The organism is Streptomyces sp. NPDC023723 (assembly GCF_040639815.1).
GTDB lineage: Bacteria > Actinomycetota > Actinomycetes > Streptomycetales > Streptomycetaceae > Streptomyces.
In genome coordinates, this window is the sequence record NZ_JBFAAP010000028.1 from 61,892 (window position 1) to 80,078 (window position 18,187).

Below are 18,187 nucleotides of genomic sequence, written 5' to 3' on the forward strand. Positions count from 1 at the left end.
GGCTCGTCACTGGAAGCTGATGGGCACGTGGACGTCGTACTTGCGGTCACCGGAGTCGAGGTGGTCGGCGCGGGTCACCACGGCGCAGGTGACGTCCTCGCCGCAGACACTGCCGTCGTCCAGGGTGGCCTTGACGTAGATCTGCGCGCTGAAGGCGCCGCCGGCGGTGAACTTGGAGCTGTTGGCGAACAGGCCGCCGAAGGTGTTGTTCACCCAGTGCGAGGCGCCGGTCGAGCCGCTCTCGTCCTGGCCGCCCAGACAGGGGGTGGGCTTGGCGGCGCCCGGCGCACCCTCGACCACGCACAGGCCGACGTAGATGCCCTGGGCCGGGTTGAAGCCGGTGCCGGTGACGGTGATGACCTGGCCCGCGGCGGCGGCCGAATCCGGGGCGGTCACCGACAGGTTGTAGGTGGTGGCGCCGTCGGTGACGGTCCGGGTCGCGGTGGCGGCGGCGGCCGAGCCCGCCAGCCCCAGGGTCAGGGCCGTGGCGGCGGTGACGGCGAGGACGGCGCGGGCGGAGGTACGGACAGCTCTCATGACGGTCGCCTTTCAGGCAGGAGGTAAGGAGAGGAGGTGCAGAGAGGAAATGGTTCGGTCGGGGTGGGATCAGTGGTCCACGTCGAACCGTGCCGTGGCCCGGCCGGTGCCGGACACGGCCGTGAGCTCGACGGTGTGCGCGCCCTCGGTGGCCGTGGCGTACACCGGGAAGGCGCGGGTCAGCCGGCCCTGTGCGTCGGCCACCGCCTGGTAGCGGGTGTCCGCGTCGATCGCGACGAGCACGACCGCGCCGGGCGGGAAGCCGGTGCCGGTGACTTCCTGTTCGCCGCCGGGCGACAGGGCGGTGTCGCGTACGGCGGCCGAGGGGGCCGGGGTGCCGGTGGCCCGGGGCGCCGGTGCGGCGGGTGAGGGGGTGGGGGTGCCGCTCGGGCTCGGCGCCGGGGGCGCGGGCGGCTGGGTGGCGTCGCCCGTGCCCACCGTCACGTCGAGCCGGCCGGCGTCGTCGCCGGCGGTGAACTCCCGTCCGCTCCAGGCGGACAGCAGTTCCGCGCCGTCCGCGGTGAGGGCCGCGCCGAGACCGCTCCAGGTGACAGCCGAGGCGCGTACGGCGGGAGCGGAGGCGGTCGACTCGACATCGAACAGCGCGAGTTCGTGCACCTCGCCGCCGGTGACCGCGCGGGCCCGCAGGGTGCCGGTGCCGCCCCGCAGGTCCAGCCGCAGGCCGCCGATGACGAGCGGCTCGGCCGCGGTGGCGCCGGTCAGCCGGGCGGTGCCGGCCAGGTCGACCTCCGCCGCCCCGCTCGCCGGGCCGGTGCCGCCGCCGGTCGCGGGGAACCAGGCGCGGTCCGCCGCGTCGCGCACGGCGGGTTCGGCGACGTCGAACGACAGGCCCCGGTCGGTCAGCCGGGTCCCGTCCGTCGTCCAGCTCGCGTAACCGTCGGACACCTCCTGGGTGTCCTGCGCCGCCGCCAGGTGCGGGCTGAGCAGTGCCAGCAGGACACCGCCCGCCGCCGCGGCGGCGCCGGGTCTTCTCGTCATGTTCCGTTCTCCCTGGAGGAATTCGGGGGTACGTCGGTCAGGCGGCGGAGCCGGTCCGGCGCCGGCGTGCCCAGAGCCGGGCACCGGCGCCCGCGGCGAGCAGCACGGCGGCGGCACCGCCGAGGGTCAGGGCGGCCGATCCGGTGCTGGCGAGCGGCCCGTTGGAGGTCTTGGCGGTCCCGGAGTCCGACCCGGAGCCGCCCGTGCCGGCGCCCGGGGTGTTCGCGGTGGCGTCCGAAGTGGCCGAGGAGCCGCTTCCCGCCGTACCGTCGCCGTCCGTGGCGTCCGTGCCGTCCCCGAAGGTCACCGGCACCCGTACCGTCTGCGACTGGTCGCCGCCCCGGGTGTGGTCGTTGCGGGTGATGACCGCGCAGGTGACGCCGGATGCGGTGCAGTCGGTGTTGGCGTCCTTCGCCCGCACCTTGACCCGCACGTCGAACGTGCCCTTGTGCCCGCTGCCGCCGTAGGGCTCGGCCAGTCCCTCGCCGTAGGACGGCGGGTTGGACGAGACCCAGACGGAGGCGCCGGACTCGCCGGTCATGTCGACCCCGCCGACGCACGGCGTCGGTGTCTTTCCCGCGCCGTTGTCCACGCAGAAGGCCACGTAGATGCCCTTCTCCGTGTTGTAGCCGGTGCCGGACACCGTCACCGTCTCGCCGGCCGGATCGAGACCGGACGTCTTCGACACGGTCAGCCGCTGTCCCTCGGGACCGGTCGCCGAGCCACCGGCGGCCGACGCGGGCACGGCGGAGAGCGCCAGCGCCAACGCCGTGATGGACACAACTCGACCGCAACGCACAGCACTTGGGCTGTTCACAGCATCACCCCCACCGCTGAGAATAAGGTAAACCTAACCTAACCTAAGACTCAACTGTGTGACTCAGGAGAACGGAAAGGCCGAGCGATGCGTATGTCCGGAAGATCCCGTCCGTTGCCGTTGCCGTTGCCGTGGCGCGGGGGAGCGGCCCCCGTCGTCCTCGCCCTCGTGTTCGCTCTCGCGTTCGCGTTGACCGGCTGCGGAGGTGCCTCCTCGGAGGCGTCCTCCGGGGCGAAGGCGCCGGTGTCGGCGGGGGAGCGGGCCGCCGCGGCCGAACGGCGGCTGGCCGCCAACACGGTGACGCCGCTCGACGGGCCCGCCCCGACACCGAAGCTGCCGGTCACGGTGGCGTCGTCCGACGGCCGCGAGGTCACCGTCACCGACGCCTCGCGTGTCCTGCCGCTCAACGGCGGCGTCGCCGAGACCGTGTTCACCCTCGGGCTCGGCGACCGGGTGGTGGGCCGCGACATCACCGCCACGTTCGCCGAGGCGAAGGAACTCCCGCTGGTCACCAAGGCGCACGACGTCAGCGCCGAGAGCGTGCTGTCACTCGGGCCGACCGTGGTGCTGGCCGACACCGACACCGGGCCGAAGGAGGCGATCGACCAGATCCGGGACGCCGGAGTGCCGGTCGTCGTCCTCGACCCGGTGGCCGACCTGGACGGCGTCGCCACCCGCACCACCCGGGTCGCCGCGGCGCTCGGCGTGCCGGCCGCGGGCAAGGCCCTCAACGCCCGTACCGACCGGGAACTCGCCGCCGCCCGCGCGGCCGTCCCGGACGGCAGCCGGCCCAAGGTGGCCTTCCTCTACATGCGCGGCAGCGCGGCCGTCTACCTCATGGGAGGCAAGGGCTCGGGCGCCGACTCGCTGATCGAGGCGGCGGGCGCGGTCGACGCGGGCGTCGAGACCGGCCTGGACCGGCCCTTCACCCCCCTCACCAGCGAGGCGCTGGTCGCGGCCCGGCCCGACGTCATCCTGATGATGGACAAGGGCCTGGAGTCGGTGGGCGGTCTGGACGGCCTCGCCGAGATCCCGGGCATCGCGCAGACCCCGGCCGGCGCGGACCGCCGGGTCGTCACCCTGGAGGACGGCGTGCTGCTCGGTTTCGGACCGCGCACCCCGCTGGTGATCGACATCCTGGTGGACCGTATCCACACCACGTAGGAGGATTTCGCGGCGGTGCGGCCGGCGGCGGACCCCGGGGCCGCTGTCTCGCGTCGCGGTGTCCGGCGGACTCCGGGGTGGCCGCACCAGGGGCGGCGGCAGTCGCCTCGGCTGCTCTCGGCCAGGCTGGTCAGGAACGCGCGGCGGCGCGGTCGGGGCAGCGGCCGGCCACGAGTACCGGGCCGCCGGGCACGGTGGGTATCTGGCGCAGGTCCTGGAACCCGAGGTCCGCCAGTGCCTCGGTCATCCGGTGCGAGGTCAGGGCGCTGCCGCCGTTGCGCGCCGCGTGCCAGTCCGCGACGGCCGCGAGCAGCGGATCGCGCGGTGCCGGGTTGGTACCGGCCACCAGCCACCCCCCTTCGGTGAGGGCGGCCGCCACGCGCGGCAGGCAGGCCCGCAGCGCGTCGGGGGAGAGGAACGGCGCGGGCAGCCAGATCAGGTCGTAGTGATCCTGTTCGCGCAGCTCGACGGCGTCCTGATGCCGCAGCTCCACCCGGTCGGCGCCGGGTCCGGCCCCGTCCAGTTCCCGGCGGGCCAGCAGGATCGCCCGCTCAAGGCTGTCGATCCCGGTCACCCGCACGTGCGGGAGTTCCTGGGCGAGCGCGAGGGCGAGCGCCCCGGTCCCGGTGCCGATGTCCAGTACCCGGCTGCCCGCGGTGGCGACCCGCTCGGCCAGTCCCGGCAGGGCGGGCACGAGCCGGGTGGCGAGCGCGTGCCCGGTGGCCGCGGAGGCACGCCCCTGATCGAGCAGTACGTCGTCGCTCTGCGCCGCCCACCCCGTCGTGGTCTCGCCGTCGGCGGCGGCGACGGCCTGCCGCATGGAACTGAGCCGGGCGGCCGCCGCGTTGGCGGTGCCGGGTCCGACCCGCAGTGCGGGGGCGGCGACCACGGCATCCCCCTCGTGGCGCACCACACCCGCCGCCGCCAGCACCGCGGTACGTGCCGGGTCCGCCGCCAGGGCCTTCTCCAACGAGCCCGTTCCGGCCTCCCGCAAGGTCGCGACCACCGCGGCAAGCGCCCACACCTGCCCTTCCAGGACGGCCAGCGGATCGTTCTGCTCCACGTTGTCGTTCATGCCTCACCCATTGTTCTTGTTCGTCACGTCACATCACGTCATGTCGCGTCATGTCATGTCATGGCCCGGACCCGCCCCGGCCGGCCGGGCCGGCAGGGGAGTGGCGTGAAACACCCCGTCGGGGTCGAATCGGCGCTTCGCCGCGAGCAGTCGTTCGGTGTTCGGCCCGTAGGCGTGTGCGATCTGCTCGGTCTCGTCGGGGCCGAGCAGATTGGGGTAACCACCCGGCATCGCCTCGGACGCCAGCGCGGCGGACAAGTCACGGGCCCACGCGCGGTGTTCCGGTTCCCGGGGATCGCCCGCTTCCCAGCGGGCGATGGTCTCCACCATGAGATGGGGAGCGCGGTTCGCGAATGCCGTGTCCGTCGCGGGTGTCCGGGACGCGGCGCCGTGCAGGCTGTGCAGGGACACGGCGGACAGTGGCGAGGTCAGGGCGTCGCCCGCGGCGACGAGGGCCGCCCGCACGGTGGAAGTCAGCGCGGGGACCGTCCGGGGGCGGATCTCGACGTGCTTGCCGAACGGGAACATCGCGTCGGTTCCGGCCAGCATGTCCGGGCCGGTGGTGCGGCCGAGCCGGGCGGCCAGCGGCTCGCCGAGGGCGGTGAGCCGCGCCAGCGCCTCCTCGCCGGCCCGGGTGTCGTCGCCGCTCCAGGTAGGTATGACGAACACGACGGGCGTGCCGTCCGGACCGGCGAGGAAGCCGCACTGCACGGTCAGCTCGTCGGGCCCCTCGGGCACGAACTCCGCGAGCCGGGCCAGCACCGAGGACGCCTGCGCCCAGGGGAACAGGACACGGCCGGACAGCAGCGTCGGGGTCCGGTGCAACTGGACGCGCACCGCGGTGACCAGGCCGAAATTGCCGCCGCCGCCGCGCAGCGCCCACAGCAGCTCCGGTTCCCGCTCGGCGTCGGCCGTGACCAGTGAGCCGTCGGCGAGCACCACGTCCGCGGACAGCACGTTGTCCAGGGCGAGCCCGAACCGGCCGCTCAACGGCCCGTAGCCGCCGCCCAGGCTCAGGCCCACCACGCCGACCGAGCCGACCGTGCCGGTCACCGCGGTCAGGCCGAAGGGCTGGGCGGCGCGGGCGAGGTCGGCGCCGGTCGCGCCGCCGGCCAGCTCGGCCACCGCCGTGGCCGGGTCCACCCGCACCGAGCGCAGGCCGGACAGGTCAATGGTCAGGCCGCCGTCGGTCAGCGCCCGGCCGGCCCAGTCGTGCCCGCCGCCGCGCACCGAGAACGCGACACCGTGCTCCCGGGCGGCCAGGACCGCCGCCCGGGCGTCGGCGGCGGTGGCGCAGCGGACGACCACGCCGGGGCGGTGCGTGACCGCGCCGTTCCACACGTGCACGCCGGCCTGGTAGGCGGACCCGGAGGTGACGACCCGGTCGGCGTCGATGGCGCGGCGAAGGGCGCCGGCCAGCCGGATGATCCGCTGGCCCGTCGAGTCGCCCGTCGAGTCGCCCGTCGAGTCGCCCGTCGAGTCGTCCGTCGAGTCGTCCGTCAAGTTGTTCGTCGGTGTGGTCACGAGCTGCCTTCGCCGTGGAGAGGGTTCACTGACGCGATTCAGGGTATCGCTCGGCTCATTGGAGTCAATCTCTGATCAATGACCGGAGGCTCTGGAGCCACCGCACCGGCTATGCTCACCGGGCCATGACTTCATCAACCACCAGCCGCCGCGCCGAGTACGCCGAAGCGACCCGCGCCGCCATCGTCGACGCGGCCCGTGAGCTCTTCGCCCGGCAGGGGTACTTCGCGACCACCGTCGAGGACATCGCCAGAGCCGCCCGGGTCGCGCCCGCGACCGTCTACGCGGTCGGCGGTGGCAAGCAGGGGCTGATCGGCACGCTCGTCGAGCTGTGGAGCCAGGCCCCGATCGTCGCGGAGACCCGCAGCCGCGGGGCGGAACTCACGGACCCCGAGGAGATCCTGCGGAACGCGGCCGCCACGGTGCGGAGCATGCGTGAGGAGTACGGGGACATCATGCGGGTGGCACTGGCCACCGCCCCGCACCACACCGCGGTCGCCGAGGGGCTGCGCGTCGCGACCGGGCGGTACCGGGACGCGGTCGCCGCCCTCGCCGGGCGACTGCACGAGGTCGGCGGCCTGCACCCCGGCTTCACGGTGGAGCAGGCGACCGACGTGCTGTGGTTCTACTTCGGCTACGCGGGCTTCTTCACGCTGGTCGACGACAACGGCTGGACCTTCGAGCGGGCCGAGCACTGGCTCGTCCGACAAGCCGCCGCGACCCTGCGCACGGCACCCTGAGCCCGCCGGGCGGGTGCGGCACGAACCCGGCGACTGCCCCGGGCGGCGACGCCGGGGTGTGGTCTCTGGCCACCCCATTCGGCGGCCTGTAGCGTCCTGTGCATGAAGATCCTGATCAGCGCCGACATGGAGGGCGCCACCGGGGTGACCTGGCCGGCCGACGTGCTGCCGGGGACGCCGCAGTGGGAGCGGTGCCGGTCGATGTTCACCTCGGACGTCGACGCCGCCGTACGGGGCTTCCTGGACGGCGGCGCCGACGAGGTCCTCGTCAACGAGGCGCACTGGACCATGCGCAACCTGCTGCTCGAAAAGCTGGACGAACGGGCGCAGCTGCTCACCGGGCGGCACAAGGCGCTGTCCATGGTGGAGGGCGTGCAGCACGGCGACGTGGACGGCATCGCCTTCGTCGGCTACCACGCGGGCGCGGGCATGGAGGGCGTCCTCGCCCACACCTACCTCGCCAACCAGATCACCGGCGTCTGGCTGAACGACGTACGGGCCAGCGAGGGTCTGCTCAACGCGCATGTCGTCGCCGAGTACGGCGTCCCGGTGGTGCTGGTCACCGGGGACGACGTGGCCTGCGAGGACGCCCTCGGGTACGCGCCCGAGGCGCTGAAGGTCGCGGTCAAGGACCACGTGTCGCGGTACGCGGCGGTGTGCCGGACGCCCGCCCGGACCGCCGCCGGCATCCGGGCGGCGGCCAAGGAGGCGGCCGCCCTCGCGGTGCGGCACGAGCCGGTCGACGGCGGCCCGTTCACCGTCGCGGTCGAGTTCGACGCCGAGCACCTGGCGGCGGCCTCGACCGTGGTGCCGGGCGTCGAGCGGGTCGGTGAGCGCAAGGTGGCGTACACCACCGGCACCATGTACGAGGGCATCCGGACCTTCAAGGCGGTCACCACGATCGCCTCGGCCGCCGTGGAGGAGACCTATGGCTGACCAGCAGGCCCTCGACGAGGTGGTCCGCTTCACCTCCGACCTGATCCGGATCGACACCACCAACCGGGGCGGCGGCGACTGCCGGGAGCGGCCCGCCGCCGAGTACGCCGCCGCGCGGCTCGCCGAGGCGGGCCTCGAACCCGTCCTGCTGGAGCGCACCGAGGGCCGTACCAACGTCGTGGCCCGGGTCGCGGGCACCGACCCGGCGGCCGACGCGCTGCTGCTGCACGGTCATCTGGACGTGGTCCCGGCCGAGGCCGCCGACTGGAGCACGCACCCGTTCTCCGGCGAGGTCCGGGACGGCGTCGTCTGGGGGCGCGGCGCGGTCGACATGAAGAACATGGACGCGATGATCCTGGCCGTCGTGCGCGGCTGGGCCCGGCACGGCGAACGGCCCCGGCGGGACGTGGTGATCGCGTTCACCGCCGACGAGGAGGCCAGCGCCGAGGACGGCTCCGGGTTCCTCGCCGACCGGCACCCCGAACTGTTCGAGGGCTGCACCGAGGGCGTCAGCGAGTCCGGCGCGTTCACCTTCCACGACGGCGCCGGCCGGCAGCTCTACCCGATCGCGGCCGGCGAACGCGGCACCGGCTGGCTGAAGCTCACCGCGCGCGGCCGGGCCGGCCACGGCTCCAAGGTCAACCGGGAGAACGCGGTCACCCGGCTGGCCGCCGCCGTCACCCGGATCGGTGAGCACGAGTGGCCGCTGCGGCCGACCCCCACGGTCCGCGCCGCGCTCACCGAACTCGCCGCGCTGTACGGCATCGAGACCGACCTCACCGACGTGGACGCGCTGCTGGACAAGCTCGGGCCCGCCGCGAAACTGGTCGAGGCGACCGTCCGCAACAGCGCCAACCCGACCATGCTGGACGCCGGTTACAAGCTCAACGTCATCCCGGGCGAGGCGACCGCCTTCATCGACGGACGCTATCTGCCGGGTGCGGAGGACGAGTTCCGGGCCACCCTGGACCGGCTCACCGGACCCGACGTGGACTGGGAGTTCGCCCACCGCGAGGTCGCCCTCCAGTCGCCGGTCGACGCCCCGACGTACGCCCGGATGCGGGCCGCCGTCGAGGAGTTCGCGCCGGAGGGGCACGTGGTGCCGTACTGCATGTCGGGCGGCACGGACGCCAAGCAGTTCTCGCGGCTCGGCATCACCGGCTACGGCTTCACCCCGCTGCGGCTGCCCGCGGGCTACGACTACCAGGCGCTCTTCCACGGGGTGGACGAACGGGTCCCCGTTGACGCGCTGCACTTCGGGGTACGGGTGCTCGACCGGTTCCTGCGGACGGCTTAGCGAGTGGGGGAGACAGTGCGGACCCTGGCGTACGGATCGTGGCCCTCGCCCATCGACGCGGCGCTCGCCGCCGCGCGCGACGGGCGCCCCGACGAGGTGGGCTTCGTCGGCGAGGAGGTGTGGTGGACCGAGCCCCGGCCCGCCGAGGGCGGCCGGCGGGCACTGGTACGGCGGCGCGCGGACGGCGCCGAGGAGGACCTGCTGCCCGCCCCGTGGAACGTGCGCAGCCGGGTCATCGAGTACGGCGGCCGGTCCTGGGCGGCGGTGCCGGACGATGGCGGTCCGCTGGTCGTGTTCGTGAACTTCGCCGACCAGCGGCTGTACCGGTGGCGGCCGGGCGGCGGTCCGCCGCGCCCGCTCACCCCCGTCTCCGACGTCGGCGGCGGACTGCGCTGGGCGGAGCCGCAGCCGCTGCCGGCCCGGGGCGAGGTGTGGTGCGTGCTGGAGGAGTTCACCGGCGCCGGGCCCGACGACGTACGCCGCGTCCTGACCGCCGTACCGCTGGACGGCTCGGCCGCCGAGGACCGCGCGGCCGTACGCGAACTGAGCGACGGGCGGCACCGGTTCGTCACCGGGCCCCGGCTCGCCCCGGACGGGCGGCAGGCGGCCTGGCTGGCCTGGGACCACCCCCGGATGCCCTGGGACGGCACCGAACTGCTGGTCGCCGAGGTCGCCGCCGACGGCACCTTCGGCCCGGCCCGGACCGTCGCGGGCGGCCCCGGGGAGTCGATCGCGCAGGCCGACTGGGACCGCGACGGGCGGCTGCTGTACGCCGGTGACCGCACCGGCTGGTGGAACCTGTACCGCGACGGCCGGCCGCTGTGCCCGCGCGAGGAGGAGTTCGGCGGGCCGCTGTGGAAGCTGGGCCTGGGCTGGTTCGCGCCGCTGGACAACGGCCTGATCGCCGTCGTGCACGGCCGCGGCGCCACCGCGCTCGGCGTCCTGGACCCGGAGACCGGCGAGGTGGTCGACGCGGCCGGCCCGTGGACCGAGTTCGCCGCCGGGATCGCCGCGTACGGCGAGCGGATCGCCGCCGTCGGCGCCAGCCCGCGCAGCGCCTACGAGGTGGTCGAGCTGGACGCCCGGACCGGCCGGGCCCGGGTGGTCGGCGCCGCGCACGACGACGCCGTGGACCCCGCCCACTACCCCGAGCCGCAGATCCGCACCTTCACCGCGCCCGACGGCCGCGAGGTGCACGCGCACGTCTACCCGCCGCACCACCCCGGCTGCGTCGCCCCCGCCGACGAACTCCCGCCGTACGTCATCTGGGCGCACGGCGGCCCCACCAGCCGGTCCCCGCTCGTCCTCGACCTGGAGATCGCCTACTTCACCTCCCGGGGCATCGGTGTCGCCGAGGTCAACTACGGCGGCTCCACCGGACACGGCCGGGAGTACCGCGAGCGGCTGCGCGAGCAGTGGGGCGTGGTCGACGTCGAGGACTGCGCGGCCGTCGCGCTCGCCCTCGCCGCCGAGGGCACCGCCGACCGCGACCGGCTCGCGGTGCGCGGCGGCAGCGCGGGCGGCTGGACCGGCGCCGCCTCGCTGGCCACCACCGACGTCTACGCCTGCGGCACCATCCGCTACCCCGTCCTGGACCTGACCAGCTGGGGCGCCGGCGAGACCCACGACTTCGAGTCCCGCTACCTGGAGTCCCTGATCGGCCCGTACGCCGAGGTGCCCGCCCGGTACGCGGAGCGCTCGCCCGCCGCCCACGCCGACCGGGTCAGCGCGCCGTTCCTGCTGCTCCAGGGGCTGGACGACGTGATCTGCCCGCCCGCGCAGTGCGAACGGTTCCTGGCCCGGGTCGCCGGCCGCGGGGTGCCGCACGCCTACCTCACCTTCGAGGGCGAGGGGCACGGCTTCCGCAAGGCGGCCACCGTGGTCCGTGCCCTGGAGGCGGAACTCTCCCTGTACGCGCAGGTGTTCGGGCTGAAGGTGCCCGGCATCCCCACCCTGGAGCTGACCGAGTGAAAGACCTGACCCGGCCCGCGCGACTGGCCCCCGGCGCCCGGGTGGCCGTCGTCGCGCCCAGCGGACCGGTGCCCGAGGAGCGGCTCCAGGCCGGCCTGGACGTGTTGCGCGGCTGGGACCTCGACCCGGTCGTCGCCCCGCACGTGCTGGACCGGCACGGCACCTTCGACTACCTGGCCGGCGCCGACGCGGACCGGGCCGCCGACCTCCAGAGTGCCTGGTGCGACCCGTCCGTCGACGCGGTGCTGTGCGCCCGCGGCGGCTACGGCGCCCAGCGCCTGGTCGACCTGCTCGACTGGGCGGCGCTGCGGGCCGCCGGGCCGAAGGTCTTCGTCGGCTTCAGCGACATCACCGCGCTGCACGAGGCGTTCGCCGTCCGGCTCGGCCTGGTCACCCTGCACGGGCCGATGGCGGCGGGCGTCGACTTCCTGAAGAACGGGCGGGCCCAGGAACACCTGAAGGCCACCCTGTTCGCCCCGCACACGGTCCGGACCATCGCCTCCGGCGGGACGCCGATGGTCTCCGGCCGGGCCCGGGGCGTCACCCTCGGCGGCTGTCTCTGCCTGCTCGCCGCCGAACTGGGCACCGCCCACGCCCGGCCCGGCGCGCTCGGCGGACTGCTCTGCCTGGAGGACGTGGGGGAGGAGACGTACCGCCTGGACCGCTACCTCACCCAGCTCCTGCGGGCCGGCTGGCTGGACGGCGTGCACGGGGTGCTGCTCGGCTCCTGGGAACGGTGCGAGAGTCCCGACCGGGTCCGGGCGCTGCTCCTGGACCGGCTCGGCGGCCTCGGCGTGCCCATCGCCGAGGACTTCGGGTTCGGGCACTGCGAAGCGGCGCTGACCGTGCCGTTCGGGGTGCCGGCCGAGCTGGACGCGGACGCGGGCACCCTGGTCCTGGACCAACCGGCACTGCGCTGAGGTGCGGCGTAGGGTGACGGGATGCCGTACGACACGTCCCGTTACCTCGCCGCGGGCCCCCGGGTGGGCATACGTCGCTTCACGCTCGGCGACGGCGCCGAGTTCACCGCCCGGACCCGGGAGAGCAAGGACCTGCACCACCCCTGGCTGTTCCCGCCGGACAGCGCCGAGGCGTACGCGCGGTACGCGGGCCGGCTGATCGAGGACCCGGCCAAGGCCGGGTTCCTGGTGTGCGACCTGGGCGACGGCGGTATCGCCGGGTTCATCAACATCAACAACATCGTCGAGGGCGGCTTCCGCAGCGGCGCGCTCGGCTACGGGGCCTTCGCGCACGCCGCCGGGCGCGGGCTGATGCGCGAGGGCCTCGGCCTCGTCGTGCGGTACGCCTTCGGGCCGCTGCGGCTGCACCGGCTGGAGATCAACGTCCAGCCGGGCAACGCCGCCTCCATCGCCCTGGCCCGCGCCTGCGGCTTCTGGCTGGAGGGCTTCTCACCGCGGATGCTGCACGTGGACGGGGCCTGGCGGGACCACCAGCGGTGGGCGATCACCGCCGAGACGGTCCCGTCCGGCTGACCCGCGAGGCCGGGTCAGGCCCGGCGGTCGGCGTACTCGTACACCACGCCGTCCGGATGACGGGCGATCAGGTTGCGGCCGGCGGGGGTCGGCAGGGGGCCCGCGACGACCTCGCCGCCGAGTTCGGTCAGCACCCGGGCGGTCTCCTCCACATCGGTCACCGCGATCGTCGCGACCACCTTGCGCAACACCTCCAGCTGGGACTCCGGACCGCTCATCAGCAAGAAGCAGCCGACCGCCGCCACTTGGACGCCGCCGCGCTCGAACCGCATGGCTCGGCCGCCGGCGAGTCCCTCGTAGAAGGGGATCGCCTTGTCCAGGTCGTCGACGTAGATGCGCAGGGTGGCTCCCAGAATGTCCATGCGGAAAAGCCTAGTTGGCGGCTGCGGCGCCCCGCCCATGGACCGTCGGGTTGCGGGTACCCGGCATCCATGGACGACCGAATGGCACACTTGGAGCATCTGGACAAGCACCTGGTCGACGAACTGGCCCAGGTGGCCCGGGAGACCATCCGGGACGAGTTGCGCGAGCAGACCCGCAAGCAGCGCCGTACGGCGACGCTGTACGCGGCGTCCGGCGCCGCCGCGCTCTACGCGGGCGCGGCCGTGGCACTCGCCGTGGGCCTCGCGCTGGCGATCGGGCTGCCCGGCTGGGCCGCCGCGCTGATCACCGCCGCGCTGCTGGCCGTCGCCGCCTACCTGCTGCGCGGTGCCGCGAAGCCCGCCGCGCCGGGTGCGGGCGCCGGGCACGGCTCCGGCGGCCAGGGGCGGGTGCCCGGCGGAACGGCGCCCGCCGCGCCGCCGAGCGGACTCGGCATGCCGTACCCGCCGATGCCGCCCACCGCGCCCGGGGCGACCGGGACGCCCGGCACCCGGGCCCAGGAGCCCCGGCCGGACGACATCGACCCCGAGGCCCCGCACGGCAGGGCCTGACGGCCGGGGCTCACAGCCGCGGCAGCACCTTCATCCGGTAGAAGTCGAAGAACCCGCGGACGTCGGGGCCGATCTGGTTGACGTAGACCCGGTCGAACCCGGCGTCCGCGAACCGGTTCAGCTCGGCCACGTGCGCGTCCACGTCGTCGCCGCACACCCGGTTGTTTCGCACCATGTCCTCGGTGACCAGCGTCTGCGCCTGCTCGAAGTGTTTCGGCGAGGGCAGCACCTGGCCCAGTTCGCCGGGCAGCAGTTCGTTGGCCCACAGCCGGTGCACCGTCCTGACCGCCGCGTCGGCGTCGGTGTCGTAGCAGACCTTGGTGCCGCCGCTGACCGGCTTTCCGGCGCCGCCGCCCTTCCGGTACTGCTCCACCATCGCCGCGTCCGGCATCATCGTGATGTAGCCGTCGCCGACCCGGGAGGCGAGCTGGGTGGCGGCGGGGCCGAAGCCGGAGACGTCGATGGGGACCGGCTCGTCCGGCAGCGTGTACAGCCGGGCGTTCTCCACCGTGTAGTGGGTGCCGTGGTGGTTGACCTCCGCGCCGGAGAACAACTGGCGGATCACCTGGATCGCCTCCTCCAGCATCTCCAGGCGGACGTGCGCGGGCGGCCACGGGCCGCCGACGATGTGCTCGTTGAGCGCCTCGCCGGTGCCGACGCCGAGCCGGAACCGGCCGCCGGTCAGCACCGCGCTGGTGGCCGCCGCCTGCGCCACCACCGCCGGGTGGGTGCGCACCGTCGGACAGGTCACCGCGGTCTCGACGGGCAGCGACACCGCCTCGGCCAGCGCGCCGATCACCGACCACACGAACGGGCTCTGGCCCTGCGCGTCGTTCCACGGATGGAAGTGGTCCGAGATCCACAGCGCCTGGAAACCGGCCTGCTCGGCCATCCGGGCCTGCTCGATCAGCTCGGCCGGACCGTACTGCTCACAGGAGAGGAAATAGCCGTACTCGGGCATGCGCGGACCTTTCGGAGACGTGACCGGTCGGATCCCGCGCCGGGTACCCGGGCGGCGGGCCGGAAACCGGCGGTACGGGCCGCTCGCCCACGTTTGGGGGTGCTGGCCAGGGGGACGCGAAAGGCTCGGCGCGTGGGCGGTGGCCCGGGCGGCGGCGGGGGTGTGGACGGGCCGGACAGCGAGAGGCGCGCGGTGAGCGGGATGAAAGATACGGACGAAACGGACGATACGGACCGGCCCGGCGGGCGCGGCGCCGAGCCCGCCAAGGGACAGCCGGGCGGTGAGCCGGCCAAGGCACACCCGGGCGGCGAACCCGCCGCCGAGCACCCCGGCAGTGAACCGGCCGCCGAGCACCCCGGCGGTGAACCGGCCGAAAGCCACCCGCGCGGTGCGCCCGCCGGGCCCGGTGTCGAACCCCCGCCCGGTCAGCCGCCCCCCGGCCCCGGTGTGGCCCCCGGCCCCGTCCGGCGTACCGACGACGACCCCGCGGAAGGAGACACATGAACACCGAGGAACTCGTCGAACTGGGACAGCAGCTGCGCGTGGACAGCGTCCGCGCCGCCGACGCGGCCGGCTCGGGGCACCCCACGTCCTCGATGTCCGCCGCCGACCTGATGGCCGTACTGCTGGCCAATCACCTGCGCTACGACTTCGAGCGCCCCGCCCACCCGGGCAACGACCGCTTCGTCCTCTCCAAGGGACACGCCTCCCCGCTGCTCTACTCCGCCTACAAGGCGGCCGGCGTCATCGACGACGAGGAGCTGCGCACCTTCCGCAAGCTGGGCAGCCGGCTGGAGGGCCATCCCACGCCGCAGCGGCTGCCCTGGGTGGAGACCGCCACCGGCTCGCTCGGCCAGGGCCTGCCGGTCGGCGTCGGCATCGCGCTGGCCGGCGCGCGCCTGGACCGCGCCGGCTACCGGGTGTGGGTGCTGTGCGGGGACAGCGAGCTGGCCGAGGGCTCGGTGTGGGAGGCCGCCGAGCACGCCGGGTACGAGCAGCTCGACAACCTGACCGTGATCGTCGACGTCAACCGGCTCGGCCAGCGCGGCGCCACCCGGCACGGCCACGACCTGGACGCCTACGCCCGCCGGTTCCGGGCCTTCGACTGGCACACGGTCGAGATCGACGGCCATGACGTGGACGCCGTCGACCGCGCCTACGGCGAGGCGCTCTCCACCCGCGGCCAGCCCACCGCGATCATCGCCCGCACCCTCAAGGGCAAGGGCGTCGCGGCCACCGAGGACCGCGAGGGACTGCACGGCAAGCCGGTCAAGGACGCGGCCGAGGCCATCGCCGAGCTGGGCGGGCCGCGCGGCATCACCGTCCACGTCCAGGAGCCGGTCGCCAAGTCGTCGCGGGCGCCGCACCCGGACGGCGCCGGCCGGCCCGAGCTGCCGCGCTGGGAGAAGGGCGAGCAGGCCGCCACCCGGGACGCCTTCGGGCAGGCGCTGACCGCGCTGGGCACCGCCCGCGAGGACGTCGTCGTACTGGACGGCGAGGTGGGCGACTCCACCCGCGCGGAGCTGTTCGCCAAGGAACACCCCGAGCGCTACTTCGAGTGCTACATCGCCGAGCAGCAGCTCGTCGCCACGGCCGTCGGCATGGCGGCGCGCGGCCGGCTGCCGTACGCCTCCACCTTCGCGGCCTTCCTGACCCGCGCCCACGACTTCATCCGGATGGCGGCGGTCAGCGGTTCCGGGATCGTCCTCAACGGCTCGCACGCGGGCACCGCCATCGGCCAGGACGGGCCCAGCCAGATGGGTCTGGAGGACCTCGCGATGATGCGGGCCGTGCACGGCTCGACCGTGCTGTACCCGTGCGACGCCAACCAGACCGCGCGGCTGGTCGCCGAGGTGGCCGGCCTGACGGGCGTCCGCTATCTGCGGACCTCGCGCGGCGGCGCCGAGGTGCTCTACGGGCCCGACGAGGAGTTCCCGGTCGGCGGCAGCAAGGTGCTGCGCTCGGCCGGCCCGGACGACCGGCTCACCTTCGTCGCGGCGGGCGTCACCGTGCCCGAGGCGCTGGCCGCCGCCGACGCGCTGGCCGAGGAGGGCATCGCGGCCCGGGTGATCGACCTGTACTCGGTCAAGCCGGTCGACCGGGACACCCTGCGCCGGGCCGCCGAGGAGACCGGCTGTCTGCTCACCGTCGAGGACCACCACCCCGAGGGCGGCCTCGGCGACGCGGTCGCGGAGGCGTTCGCGGACGGCGGCCCGGTGCCCCGGCTGGTGCGGCTCGCGGTGCGGACGATGCCGGGGTCGGCCGCGCCGGACGAGCAGCTGCACGCGGCCGGCATCGACGCCGAGTCGATCGCCACGGCCGGCCGGCTGCTGGTGGAGCAGGCGGTGGTGCCGTGACCTCAGCCGCCGACCGCAAGCTGCGGGCCGGACACCGCTCCGTCGAGGTGCACCGGCCGGACAAGGTGCTCTTCCCGGCGCGGGGCACCTCGGGCCAGGTCACCAAAGGAGACCTGGCCGACTACTACCGGGCCGTCGCCCCGTACGCGCTGCCGCACCTGCGGGGCCGCCCGCTGATGCTGGAACGGCACCCGGACGGCGTCGACGGCCCGGTGTTCATGCAGAAGAACACCCCGGCGCACTACCCGGACTGGATCACCCGGGTGGAGCTGCCCAAGGCCGGCGGCACGGTGTGCCACACGGTCTGCGACAACACCGCGACCCTGCTCCACCTCGCCGACCAGGCGGCCCTGACCCTGCACCGCTGGCTGTCCCGCGCCGACCGCACGGACCGGCCCGACCGGATGGTCTTCGACCTCGACCCGGGCGTCGACGACTTCGAGACCGTCCGGGAGGCCGCCCGGCTGCTCGGCGAACTGCTCGACACCCTGCGGCTGCCGTCGGCGCTGATGACCACCGGCTCCCGGGGCCTGCACGTGATCGTGCCGCTGCGCCGGGGGCCGGACTTCGACGAGGTGCGCGACTTCGCGCACCGCGTCGCCGAGACCCTCGCCGCCGCCCACCCGGACCGGCTCACCACCGCCGCCCGCAAGAAGGACCGCGGCGACCGGCTCTACCTCGACGTCCAGCGCAACGCCTACGCGCAGACCGCCGTCGCGCCGTACAGCGTGCGGGCGAAGCCCGGCGCCCCCGTGGCCACCCCGATCACCCGGGACCAGCTCGACGACCCCGCGCTGCACGCCCGCCGCTGGACCGTCGCGGACGCGTTGGAGCAGGCCCGCACCGATCCGTGGGCCGATGTCATGCGGCGCGCCCGCGGCCTCGGACCGGCCCGGCGGCGGCTGGCGGCGCGGCACGGCTGACCCCTGCCGAGTTGCGTGGGACAGATGCGTGTGCTCATGGAGGTTTGGCGAACACGCTTGCGGCCACACGGAGGGGGAGGTGGCCATGTCGAACACAAAAAACACGTCCGATTCGCAACCCACGCAACAGAGTTCACAAAGTTCACAGAAGTCCCAAAAGTCACAGAGTTCCGGCGAGTCGCGCCGGCCCCGCCCGATGGAGGTGCTGCGCGAGGCGCGCGCCCAGCTCGCGGAGCTGACCGGCATGACCGCCGAGTCCGTGTCGTCCTTCGAGCAGACGGAGGACGGCTGGGCCCTGGAGGTCGAGGTGCTCGAACTGGAGCGCGTCCCCGACACGATGAGCCTGATGGCGAGCTACCAGGTGGAACTGGATTCCGACGGGCAGCTCACCGGCTACCGCCGGGTCCGCCGCTACGAACGCGGCCGCTCCGACGGGCGCCGCGGCGGCCACTAGGCGGCCC

General features: G+C 74.4%; 19 protein-coding genes. 12 read left to right on the forward strand and 7 right to left on the reverse strand.

The features are described from left to right. Positions 1 to 6: 6 nt before the first annotated feature. The 3 genes from AB0G32_RS25800 to AB0G32_RS25810 form a co-directional block, all read right to left on the reverse strand. Positions 7 to 537: a hypothetical protein gene (locus AB0G32_RS25800; RefSeq protein ID WP_361167770.1), complete on the reverse strand. Its 531-nt coding sequence runs from the start codon at positions 535 to 537 to the stop codon at positions 7 to 9. A 69-nt stretch (positions 538 to 606) separates the two neighbouring features. Beyond that, the gene (locus AB0G32_RS25805; RefSeq protein ID WP_361167773.1) at positions 607 to 1,536 is read right to left on the reverse strand and encodes an HtaA domain-containing protein; all 930 of its coding nucleotides are present in this window, start codon (positions 1,534 to 1,536) and stop codon (positions 607 to 609) included. Between the two features lie 37 nt (positions 1,537 to 1,573). Further along, positions 1,574 to 2,317 (reverse strand): hypothetical protein, encoded by a 744-nt coding sequence (locus AB0G32_RS25810; RefSeq protein WP_361167776.1) that lies wholly within the window; start codon positions 2,315 to 2,317, stop codon positions 1,574 to 1,576. Between the two features lie 123 nt (positions 2,318 to 2,440). Between AB0G32_RS25810 and AB0G32_RS25815 the strand changes: the two genes are divergently transcribed. Next, complete coding sequence (locus AB0G32_RS25815; protein WP_361167779.1) at positions 2,441 to 3,517, forward strand: ABC transporter substrate-binding protein; 1,077 nt, start codon at positions 2,441 to 2,443, stop codon at positions 3,515 to 3,517. 130 nt (positions 3,518 to 3,647) lie between these two features. On the opposite strand, the gene AB0G32_RS25820 is transcribed toward AB0G32_RS25815, so the two are convergent. Beyond that, a complete protein-coding gene (locus tag AB0G32_RS25820; RefSeq protein WP_361167782.1) occupies positions 3,648 to 4,592 on the reverse strand; it encodes a class I SAM-dependent methyltransferase in 945 nt (314 codons plus the stop codon). Positions 4,593 to 4,640: 48 nt separating this feature from the next. After that, a complete protein-coding gene (locus tag AB0G32_RS25825; RefSeq protein ID WP_361167785.1) occupies positions 4,641 to 6,116 on the reverse strand; it encodes an FAD-binding oxidoreductase in 1,476 nt (491 codons plus the stop codon). A 125-nt stretch (positions 6,117 to 6,241) separates the two neighbouring features. Between AB0G32_RS25825 and AB0G32_RS25830 the strand changes: the two genes are divergently transcribed. The 6 genes from AB0G32_RS25830 (at position 6,242) to AB0G32_RS25855 (ending at position 12,553) form a co-directional block, all read left to right on the forward strand. Beyond that, positions 6,242 to 6,856, forward strand: a complete 615-nt coding sequence (locus AB0G32_RS25830) for a helix-turn-helix domain-containing protein (protein ID WP_361167788.1) — start codon at positions 6,242 to 6,244, stop codon at positions 6,854 to 6,856. 102 nt (positions 6,857 to 6,958) lie between these two features. Continuing rightward, the gene (locus tag AB0G32_RS25835) at positions 6,959 to 7,792 is read left to right on the forward strand and encodes a M55 family metallopeptidase (protein ID WP_361167791.1); all 834 of its coding nucleotides are present in this window, start codon (positions 6,959 to 6,961) and stop codon (positions 7,790 to 7,792) included. Continuing rightward, positions 7,785 to 9,089, forward strand: a complete 1,305-nt coding sequence (locus tag AB0G32_RS25840; protein WP_361167794.1) for a M20/M25/M40 family metallo-hydrolase — start codon at positions 7,785 to 7,787, stop codon at positions 9,087 to 9,089. The genes AB0G32_RS25835 and AB0G32_RS25840 overlap by 8 nt, the downstream gene beginning before the upstream one ends. Before the next feature lie 3 nt (positions 9,090 to 9,092). Further along, positions 9,093 to 11,060 carry a prolyl oligopeptidase family serine peptidase gene (locus AB0G32_RS25845; RefSeq protein ID WP_361167797.1) on the forward strand — a complete coding sequence of 656 codons (1,968 nt, stop codon included), beginning with the start codon at positions 9,093 to 9,095 and terminating at the stop codon, positions 11,058 to 11,060. Continuing rightward, a complete protein-coding gene (locus AB0G32_RS25850) occupies positions 11,057 to 11,980 on the forward strand; it encodes an LD-carboxypeptidase (protein WP_361167800.1) in 924 nt (307 codons plus the stop codon). Before AB0G32_RS25845 ends, AB0G32_RS25850 begins: the two co-directional genes overlap by 4 nt. A 21-nt stretch (positions 11,981 to 12,001) precedes the next feature. Further along, positions 12,002 to 12,553 carry a GNAT family protein gene (locus tag AB0G32_RS25855; RefSeq protein WP_361167803.1) on the forward strand — a complete coding sequence of 184 codons (552 nt, stop codon included), beginning with the start codon at positions 12,002 to 12,004 and terminating at the stop codon, positions 12,551 to 12,553. Positions 12,554 to 12,567: 14 nt separating this feature from the next. Here AB0G32_RS25855 and AB0G32_RS25860 read toward each other — a convergent pair whose 3' ends face one another. Then, positions 12,568 to 12,915, reverse strand: coding sequence for a VOC family protein (locus AB0G32_RS25860; protein ID WP_361167806.1), 348 nt, complete (start codon positions 12,913 to 12,915; stop codon positions 12,568 to 12,570). 69 nt (positions 12,916 to 12,984) lie between these two features. Between AB0G32_RS25860 and AB0G32_RS25865 the strand changes: the two genes are divergently transcribed. Next, complete coding sequence (locus tag AB0G32_RS25865; protein ID WP_361167809.1) at positions 12,985 to 13,485, forward strand: phage holin family protein; 501 nt, start codon at positions 12,985 to 12,987, stop codon at positions 13,483 to 13,485. A gap of 10 nt (positions 13,486 to 13,495) precedes the next feature. Here AB0G32_RS25865 and AB0G32_RS25870 read toward each other — a convergent pair whose 3' ends face one another. Next, the gene (locus AB0G32_RS25870; protein WP_361167812.1) at positions 13,496 to 14,446 is read right to left on the reverse strand and encodes an LLM class F420-dependent oxidoreductase; all 951 of its coding nucleotides are present in this window, start codon (positions 14,444 to 14,446) and stop codon (positions 13,496 to 13,498) included. A gap of 201 nt (positions 14,447 to 14,647) precedes the next feature. On the opposite strand from AB0G32_RS25870, the gene AB0G32_RS25875 reads away from it, so the two are divergent. The 4 genes from AB0G32_RS25875 to AB0G32_RS25890 all read left to right on the forward strand — a co-directional run bounded on the left by AB0G32_RS25875 (position 14,648) and on the right by AB0G32_RS25890 (position 18,180). Beyond that, on the forward strand, positions 14,648 to 14,950 hold the full coding sequence (locus AB0G32_RS25875; RefSeq protein ID WP_361167815.1) for a hypothetical protein: 303 nt from the start codon (positions 14,648 to 14,650) through the stop codon (positions 14,948 to 14,950). After that, a complete protein-coding gene (locus AB0G32_RS25880; RefSeq protein ID WP_361167818.1) occupies positions 14,947 to 16,803 on the forward strand; it encodes a transketolase in 1,857 nt (618 codons plus the stop codon). Before AB0G32_RS25875 ends, AB0G32_RS25880 begins: the two co-directional genes overlap by 4 nt. Then, on the forward strand, positions 16,800 to 17,726 hold the full coding sequence (gene ligD / locus AB0G32_RS25885; protein ID WP_361167821.1) for a non-homologous end-joining DNA ligase: 927 nt from the start codon (positions 16,800 to 16,802) through the stop codon (positions 17,724 to 17,726). Before AB0G32_RS25880 ends, ligD begins: the two co-directional genes overlap by 4 nt. Before the next feature lie 85 nt (positions 17,727 to 17,811). Further along, positions 17,812 to 18,180, forward strand: coding sequence for a gas vesicle protein (locus AB0G32_RS25890; RefSeq protein WP_361167901.1), 369 nt, complete (start codon positions 17,812 to 17,814; stop codon positions 18,178 to 18,180). Positions 18,181 to 18,187 lie beyond the last annotated feature (7 nt).

Excerpts from the sequence above, each read along its gene's own strand:
- AB0G32_RS25800 (WP_361167770.1), bottom strand. The coding sequence starts at position 537 with ATGAGAGCTGTCCGTACCTCCGCCCGCGCCGTCCTCGCCGTCACCGCC.
- AB0G32_RS25805 (WP_361167773.1), bottom strand. The coding sequence starts at position 1,536 with ATGACGAGAAGACCCGGCGCCGCCGCGGCGGCGGGCGGTGTCCTGCTG.
- AB0G32_RS25815 (WP_361167779.1), top strand. The coding sequence starts at position 2,441 with ATGCGTATGTCCGGAAGATCCCGTCCGTTGCCGTTGCCGTTGCCGTGG.
- AB0G32_RS25820 (WP_361167782.1), bottom strand. The coding sequence starts at position 4,592 with ATGAACGACAACGTGGAGCAGAACGATCCGCTGGCCGTCCTGGAAGGG.
- AB0G32_RS25830 (WP_361167788.1), top strand. The coding sequence starts at position 6,242 with ATGACTTCATCAACCACCAGCCGCCGCGCCGAGTACGCCGAAGCGACC.
- AB0G32_RS25835 (WP_361167791.1), top strand. The coding sequence starts at position 6,959 with ATGAAGATCCTGATCAGCGCCGACATGGAGGGCGCCACCGGGGTGACC.
- AB0G32_RS25840 (WP_361167794.1), top strand. The coding sequence starts at position 7,785 with ATGGCTGACCAGCAGGCCCTCGACGAGGTGGTCCGCTTCACCTCCGAC.
- AB0G32_RS25855 (WP_361167803.1), top strand. The coding sequence starts at position 12,002 with ATGCCGTACGACACGTCCCGTTACCTCGCCGCGGGCCCCCGGGTGGGC.
- AB0G32_RS25860 (WP_361167806.1), bottom strand. The coding sequence starts at position 12,915 with ATGGACATTCTGGGAGCCACCCTGCGCATCTACGTCGACGACCTGGAC.
- AB0G32_RS25865 (WP_361167809.1), top strand. The coding sequence starts at position 12,985 with ATGGACGACCGAATGGCACACTTGGAGCATCTGGACAAGCACCTGGTC.
- AB0G32_RS25870 (WP_361167812.1), bottom strand. The coding sequence starts at position 14,446 with ATGCCCGAGTACGGCTATTTCCTCTCCTGTGAGCAGTACGGTCCGGCC.
- AB0G32_RS25875 (WP_361167815.1), top strand. The coding sequence starts at position 14,648 with ATGAAAGATACGGACGAAACGGACGATACGGACCGGCCCGGCGGGCGC.
- AB0G32_RS25880 (WP_361167818.1), top strand. The coding sequence starts at position 14,947 with ATGAACACCGAGGAACTCGTCGAACTGGGACAGCAGCTGCGCGTGGAC.
- AB0G32_RS25890 (WP_361167901.1), top strand. The coding sequence starts at position 17,812 with ATGTCGAACACAAAAAACACGTCCGATTCGCAACCCACGCAACAGAGT.